Raw genomic sequence first — 6563 nt, forward strand, 5'->3', positions numbered from 1 at the left:
TTGGTCCATGCCACCTTCATCCCCGCACCGACTGGTAAACACTCGGCGGCCAACTGGTCAGGTCGGTGTTTGCCTCTCCTTCCCATGCTCCCCTGAGGTGAACCATGAAGCACCGCCCCCTTGCCCTGCTCGGCGCCATGCTCCTGAGCACCGGACTCGTCGCCTGTTCCTCGTCCGGCGGCGAGGAGAAGAACACCGCAGGGCCGACCGCCCTCGACGTGTGGCTGATGCGCGAAAGCGTCTCGGACGCCTTCCAGAAGGAGTTCGAAGCCGGCTTCGAGAAGGCCCACCCGGACATCGACCTCAAGATCCAGATCCAGGAGTGGGAGGGCATCGGCGAGAAGGTCACAGCGGCCCTGGCCAGCAACGACGCCCCCGACGTCATCGAGGTCGGCAACACCCAGGTCGCCCAGTACGCCCAGAGCGGCGGACTGACCGACCTCAGCGACAAGACCGCCGAGCTCGGCGGCGACTTCTGGCTCAAGGGCCTCGCCGAACCCGGCGCCTGGGACGGCAAGCAGTACGGCATCCCGTACTACGCCGCCAACCGGGTCGTCATCTACCGCAACGACCTGTTCCAGAAGGCCGGCATCGACGCCACGAAGATCAAGACGCGTGACCAGTGGCTCGCCGCCACCGAGAAGCTGAACAAGAACGGCGTCCAGGGCATCTACCTGCCCGGACAGAACTGGTACACCCTCTCCGGCTTCATCTGGGACGAGGGCGGCGACCTCGCGGTCCAGGAAGGCAAGACCTGGAAGGGAGGCCTCGACAGCCCCGAAGCCATGAGAGCCATGGACTTCTACAAGCGGCTCCAAGCACTCGGCAAGGGCCCCAGGGACTCCGACGAATCCCGCCCGCTCCAGGCCGAGGTCATGGCCAAGGGCCAGATCGCCCAGATCATCGCAACCCCCGGCGGCGCCAACGTCATCGCGCAGAGCAACCCCGCCCTCAAGGGCAAGCTGGGCTTCTTCCCGATCCCCGGCAAGACCGCCGGCACCCCGGGAGCGGTCTTCACCGGCGGCTCCGACCTCGTCGTCCCCTCCGCCGCCGCGCACCAGGCGGAGGCGTACACCTTCATCAAGGAGCTCGCCGGCGACGCCTGGCAGAAGAAGCTCGCCCTCGCGATGAGCTACGTCCCGAACAAGACCAACCTGGCCGCCGCCGTCGCCTCCGACCCCGGCGCCGCGGCCATGGCGGTCGGCGCCGCCAACGGACACGCCACGCCCAACACCCCGCAGTGGGCCGCCGTCGAAGCCAAGAACCCCATCAAGGACTACATGACGGCCGTGCTCACCGGCCGCGACCCCAAGTCCGAGGCCGCCAAGGCGTCCCAGTCCATCACCACCACCCTGAACAGCGGTTCCTGACACATGCCCGCCCATCCCGTCGGCTCCGCCCGCCCCTCCCGCACCCCCCGCCCAGCCCGCACCCCCCGCCCCGCCCGCTCCTCCCGCCCTCCCCGCTCCTCCCGGCGGCGGCCGCACCGCGGACGCGCCCTCACCCTCGGCCCCTACCTGCTGATCGCCCCGGCCGTCCTGGGCATGCTCTACCTGCTGCTCTACCCGTTCGGCCGGGCCCTGCTCATCTCCTTCCAGGACTTCCGGCTGCGCGAACTGATCAGGGGCGACGCCGAGTTCGTCGGACTGCGCAACTACCAGACCCTGCTGAGCGACCCCAGGTTCTGGGAGGTCGTCCGCCGCACCTTCCTGTTCATGGCCGTCAACGTCGTCGCCATCATGATCCTGTCGACGCTGGTCGCCCTGATGATCGAACGGCTGGGCAGGATCGGCAGGACCGTCGTCCTGAGCTCCCTCGTCCTGGTGTGGGCGGTGCCCGTCGTGGCCGCCACCACCGTCTTCCAGTGGCTCTTCCACTCCCAGTTCGGCATCGTCAACGAGACCCTGACCAGCCTCGGCCTCAGCTCCTTCGAGGGCTACACCTGGTTCGCCGACGGCCCCGCCGCCTTCACGATCCTCGTCGTCCTCATCGTCTGGCAGTCCGTACCGTTCGCCGCCGTCACCCTCTACTCGGCCCTCACCACCGTGCCCGAGGAACTCTACGAATCCGCCCGCCTCGACGGCGCCGGCGCGGCGAGGATCTTCCGCTCCGTCACCTTCCCCCTCGTGAGACCGATCTTCATGCTCGTGCTCTCCCTGGAGGTGATCTGGACCTTCAAGGCCTTCGTCCAGATCTGGGTGATGACCCGCGGCGGACCCGGCGACGCCACCACCATCCTGCCGGTCTACGCCGTGCAGACCGCCCTCGCCAACCAGCGCTACGACCTGGGATCGGCCGCCTCCATGGTCACCGTCCTGCTCATGAGCGGCGTCCTCGTCCTCTACTTCCGCCAACTGTTCCGCCAGGAAGGAGAGCACCTGTGACCACGACCCGCAGGACCACCCCGCGGCGCGCCCTCCGCAGGCTTCCGCTCCACGCGGCCGCCACCCTGACCGTCGCGATCTGCCTCTTCCCCGTGTACTGGATGGTCACGACCGCCTTCAAGCCGTCCCGCGACATCCAGTCCTACGACCCCAGCCTGATCCCGCGCGCGTGGACCTTCGACCACTTCCGCGCCGCCGTCCAGGCCGACGACTTCGCCCTGTTCTGGCGCAACAGCGTCCTGGTCACCCTCGGAGCCGTACTCCTCGCACTGGTCGTCGCGCTCGGCGCCGCCTACGCCGTGGCGAGACTGCGGTGGCGCGGCCGCAGACAGTTCATGCTGGCCGTGTTCATCGCCCAGATGGCGCCGTGGGAATCACTGATCATCCCCATCTACATCATCTCCCGCGACACCCACATGCTCGACCGGCTCCCCACGCTCACCCTGATCTACTTCATGATCACGCTGCCGTTCACCGTGGTGGTGCTCCGGGGCTTCATCGCCGGCATCCCACCCGAACTCGAAGAGGCCGCGCAGGTCGACGGCTGCACCAGGGTCGGAGCCTTCCGCCGGGTCGCGTTCCCGCTGCTCGCCCCCGGTCTGATGGCCACCTCGCTCTTCGGCTTCATCACCGCCTGGAACGAGTTCACCTACGCCAACTTCCTCATCATCAAACAGCAGGACAGCCGCACCCTGCCGGTCTGGCTCTCCTCCTTCCAGACGACCTTCGGCACGGACTGGGGCGCCACCATGGCCGCCTCCACCCTCTTCGCACTGCCCGCGCTGATCATCTTCCTCGCGCTGCAGCGCCACGTGACCTCCGGCCTCACCGCCGGAGGAGTCAAGGGCTGACGCCCGTCCGGCACGCCCCGCACCGCCGCACTTCCGTGCCCGCGACCCACCTCCGTGGCCGTAACCCACCGCCGTGCCCCGCCGAACACCGGGAGACACACCCCCGTGGACCTGCTCAACCACGCACCCACACGACCCGACCTCACCCTCGTCCCCCGCCCGAGCCGCATCTCCCCGCGCCCCGGCCGATTCCGCCTCGACGACACCACCCGGCTGCGCGTCGCCCCCGGCGCGGAAGGCGCGGCCGACCTCCTCCGCACGTACCTCACGCCGGGCACCGGACTGCACCTGGAGCACGCCGAGGACGGTGCCTTCGTCCTCGCCCTCGACCCCGCGCTGACGGGCCTGGGCGAGGAGGGGTACGGGCTGACCGTCAGCCCCGGCGGCGTACTGCTGCGCGCCGCCCGCCCGACCGGACTCCTGCGCGGAATCCAGACGGTCCGTCAACTCCTGCCGTACGACGTCCTGGCGGAACCGTCCGGGCGGGACGTCGAGGTGCCGGGCGTGGAGATCACGGACGTTCCCGCGCACCCCTGGCGCGGCATGCTGCTCGACGTCGCCCGCCACTTCCAGCCGGTGTCGTACCTGCACCGCTTCGTCGACCTCCTCGCCCTGCACAAGCTCAACGTCCTCCAGCTGCACCTCACCGACGACCAGGGCTGGCGGATGCCGGTGGCCGCCTACCCCCGGCTCACCGAGATCGGCGGCCGCCGGACCCAGTCGATGGTCGGCCCCGCCGGCAGCGAGCACTTCGACGGCCGCCCGCACGGCGGCGCGTACACCCGCGCCGAACTCGCCGGCCTCGTCGCCCACGCCGCCGCACGCGGAGTGACGGTCGTCCCCGAGGTCGGAGTGCCGGGACACGTCCGCTCCGCCCTCGCCGCGTACCCCGAACTCGGCAACCACCCGGACACGCGCCTCGACGTGTGGACCGAGTGGGGCGTCTGCCCGAACGTCCTCGGCGTCGACGACCACGTCCTCGACTTCTTCCGTACGGTCCTGGACGAAGTGATGGACCTCTTCCCCTCCCCGTACATCCACATCGGCGGTGACGAGGTCCCCACCGGGGAATGGGAGACGAGCCCGGCCGCCCTCGCCCGCGCCTCACGCGAAGGACTCGCGGGCCCGCGCGAGCTGCACGGCTGGTTCATGGCACGGATGGCCGAGCACGTCGTGGCGGCCGGCCGGCGCCCGGTCGCCTGGGCCGAGGACGGCACGACCCTGCCCCTCAGCTGCACGGTGATGAGCTGGCGTACCCCGCGGCACGCCTGGACCGCCGCCCGCCGCGGTCACGACGTCATCCACGCCGACCACCGCTCCACCTACTTCGACTACGCCCGCGACCCCGGCCCCGCAGAACCCCCCGCCCAGCCGGGCCACGCCCTCGACGTGCGCACCGTGTACGGCCTCGACCTCCACCCACCGGCCGGCGAACCGCAGCTCGCCGGAAGGGTCCTGGGCACCCAGGGCCAGCTGTGGACCGAGTTCGCCCCGACGCCCGCGCACATCGAGTACCTCACCTACCCCCGCCTCTGCGCCCTCGCCGAGCGGGCGTGGGACTCCACCGACGACTGGCGGGACTTCCGGACCCGGCTCGACGGGCACCGGGCGCGGCTCACCGCGCTCGGCGTGCCGCACGACACGCTCCGGGACCGGGCCACGCACGCCCCCGCCTGAACCCGTCGCCGCTCCACCCGCACACCCCCACGAACGAACCCTCCCGCACAGCGCGGGAGTCAACGAAAGGAAACCGTCGGATGAGCACCCGACCCACCCGCCGCGGCACCCGCGCGGCCCTCGCCCTGACCGCCCTCGTTGGCAGCGCGGCCCTGGCGACCCTGCCGATCACCACCGCGTCCGCGTCCCCGGGTGACGGCCTGGCCGTCCAGTACCGGACCAGCGCCGCCGGAGCCACCGCCGACCAGACCGAGCCGTGGCTCAAGCTCCGCAACACCGGCACCACCACCGTCCAGCTGAGCCAGGTCAAGATCCGCTACTACTTCAAGGCGGACTCCCCGACCGCCACGTACCGCTTCGCCTGTTCCTGGGCGGTCAAGGGCTGCTCCGTCATCACCGGCACCTTCGGCACCCTCGCCAACCCCACCGCCACGGCCGACCGCTACCTGGAGATCGGCTTCACCCCCGGCGCCGGCTCCCTCGCCCCCGGGGCCGACACCGGCGACATGCAGCTGCGCTACTACCAGTCCAACTGGCAGACCCTGACCCAGAGCGACGACTACTCCTTCAGCGGGTCGCAGACCTCCTACGCCGACTGGACCAAGGTCACCGCGCAGATAGCCGGCGCCACTGTGTGGGGCACCGCCCCCGCCGGCAACGAGCCCACCGACCCGCCCACCCCGACCGACCCGCCGACCCCCACCGACCCGCCGGCCGGCAGCGGCAAGGTCCTCTTCGACGACTTCTCCTACACCTCGCACACCGACCCGGCCCTCGCCGCCCACGGCTGGAGCGTCCGCTCCAACTCCGGCGGCCCCGGCGTCTCCGGCGCCACCTGGGACCCCTCCAAGGTCACCTTCGTCAACCAGAGCGGCAACACGGTGATGAACCTGGAGACCTCCAGCGCCGGCACCGGCTCCACCACCACCCACACCGAGATCCTCACCAAGGCCACCAAGTTCAAGAACGGCACCTACGCGTCCCGCGTGAAGTTCTCCGACGCTCCCAAGTACGGCCCCGACGGCGACCACATCGTCCAGACCTTCTTCACCATCAACGACCTCAAGGCCCCCATGGCCGACGACTACGCCGAGTACGACTTCGAGTACCTGCCCAACGGCGGCTGGGGCGAACAGGGCAACATCCTCTACACGACCTCCTGGGAGACCTACAACCCCGACCCCTGGCAGGCCGTCAACCAGCACAGCGAGAGCCGCCAGAGCTTCACCGGCTGGCACGACCTCGTCGTGACCATCGACAACAGCAAGATCACCTACTACATCGACGGCGCCCTCTTCGGCACCCACGACGCCGCCTACCTCCCCGAGCGCCCCATGTCCATCAACTTCAACCAGTGGCTCATCGACCTCAACGGCCAGACCTCCACCACCCCCCGCGCCTACGACCAGCAGGTCGACTACGTCCTCCACGTCCAGGACCAGGTCCTCACCCCCGCCCAGGTCTCCGCCAAGCTCACCGCCCTCCGCACCGCCGGCACCACCTTCGTCGACGAGGTCCCCGCTTCCTGAACCCCCGACTGACCCCCGACTGACCCCCGACCGACCCCCGATCGACCCCCGACCGAACGCCCGAGGCGGGGGGGGGGGAGGAAAACACCACAGGGGGCGCAACCCCCCCCCACCCACCCTAC

The 6563-nt window shown here is 70.2% G+C and carries 5 protein-coding genes; all 5 read left to right on the forward strand.

What is annotated here, in order from left to right:
• The first annotated feature begins 104 nt into the window (after positions 1-104).
• The 5 genes from ACZ7G1_RS04055 to ACZ7G1_RS04075 all read left to right on the forward strand — a co-directional run bounded on the left by ACZ7G1_RS04055 (position 105) and on the right by ACZ7G1_RS04075 (position 6441).
• Complete coding sequence (locus tag ACZ7G1_RS04055; RefSeq protein ID WP_470879614.1) at positions 105-1370, forward strand: extracellular solute-binding protein; 1266 nt, start codon at positions 105-107, stop codon at positions 1368-1370.
• A gap of 3 nt (positions 1371-1373) precedes the next feature.
• Positions 1374-2384 (forward strand): carbohydrate ABC transporter permease, encoded by a 1011-nt coding sequence (locus ACZ7G1_RS04060; protein WP_470879616.1) that lies wholly within the window; start codon positions 1374-1376, stop codon positions 2382-2384.
• A complete protein-coding gene (locus tag ACZ7G1_RS04065; RefSeq protein ID WP_470879618.1) occupies positions 2381-3235 on the forward strand; it encodes a carbohydrate ABC transporter permease in 855 nt (284 codons plus the stop codon). The genes ACZ7G1_RS04060 and ACZ7G1_RS04065 overlap by 4 nt, the downstream gene beginning before the upstream one ends.
• Before the next feature lie 105 nt (positions 3236-3340).
• Positions 3341-4912 carry a beta-N-acetylhexosaminidase gene (locus ACZ7G1_RS04070; protein ID WP_470879620.1) on the forward strand — a complete coding sequence of 524 codons (1572 nt, stop codon included), beginning with the start codon at positions 3341-3343 and terminating at the stop codon, positions 4910-4912.
• Positions 4913-4992: 80 nt separating this feature from the next.
• Positions 4993-6441 (forward strand): cellulose binding domain-containing protein, encoded by a 1449-nt coding sequence (locus ACZ7G1_RS04075; protein WP_470879622.1) that lies wholly within the window; start codon positions 4993-4995, stop codon positions 6439-6441.
• Positions 6442-6563: the final 122 nt, after the last annotated feature.

The sequence above is a fragment of the Streptomyces sp. NPDC037273 genome (assembly GCF_055603625.1).

Bases quoted from the DNA above. Each gene is read 5' to 3' on its own strand.
- ACZ7G1_RS04055 (WP_470879614.1), top strand. From the start codon at position 105: ATGAAGCACCGCCCCCTTGCCCTGCTCGGCGCCATGCTCCTGAGCACC.
- ACZ7G1_RS04060 (WP_470879616.1), top strand. From the start codon at position 1,374: ATGCCCGCCCATCCCGTCGGCTCCGCCCGCCCCTCCCGCACCCCCCGC.
- ACZ7G1_RS04075 (WP_470879622.1), top strand. From the start codon at position 4,993: ATGAGCACCCGACCCACCCGCCGCGGCACCCGCGCGGCCCTCGCCCTG.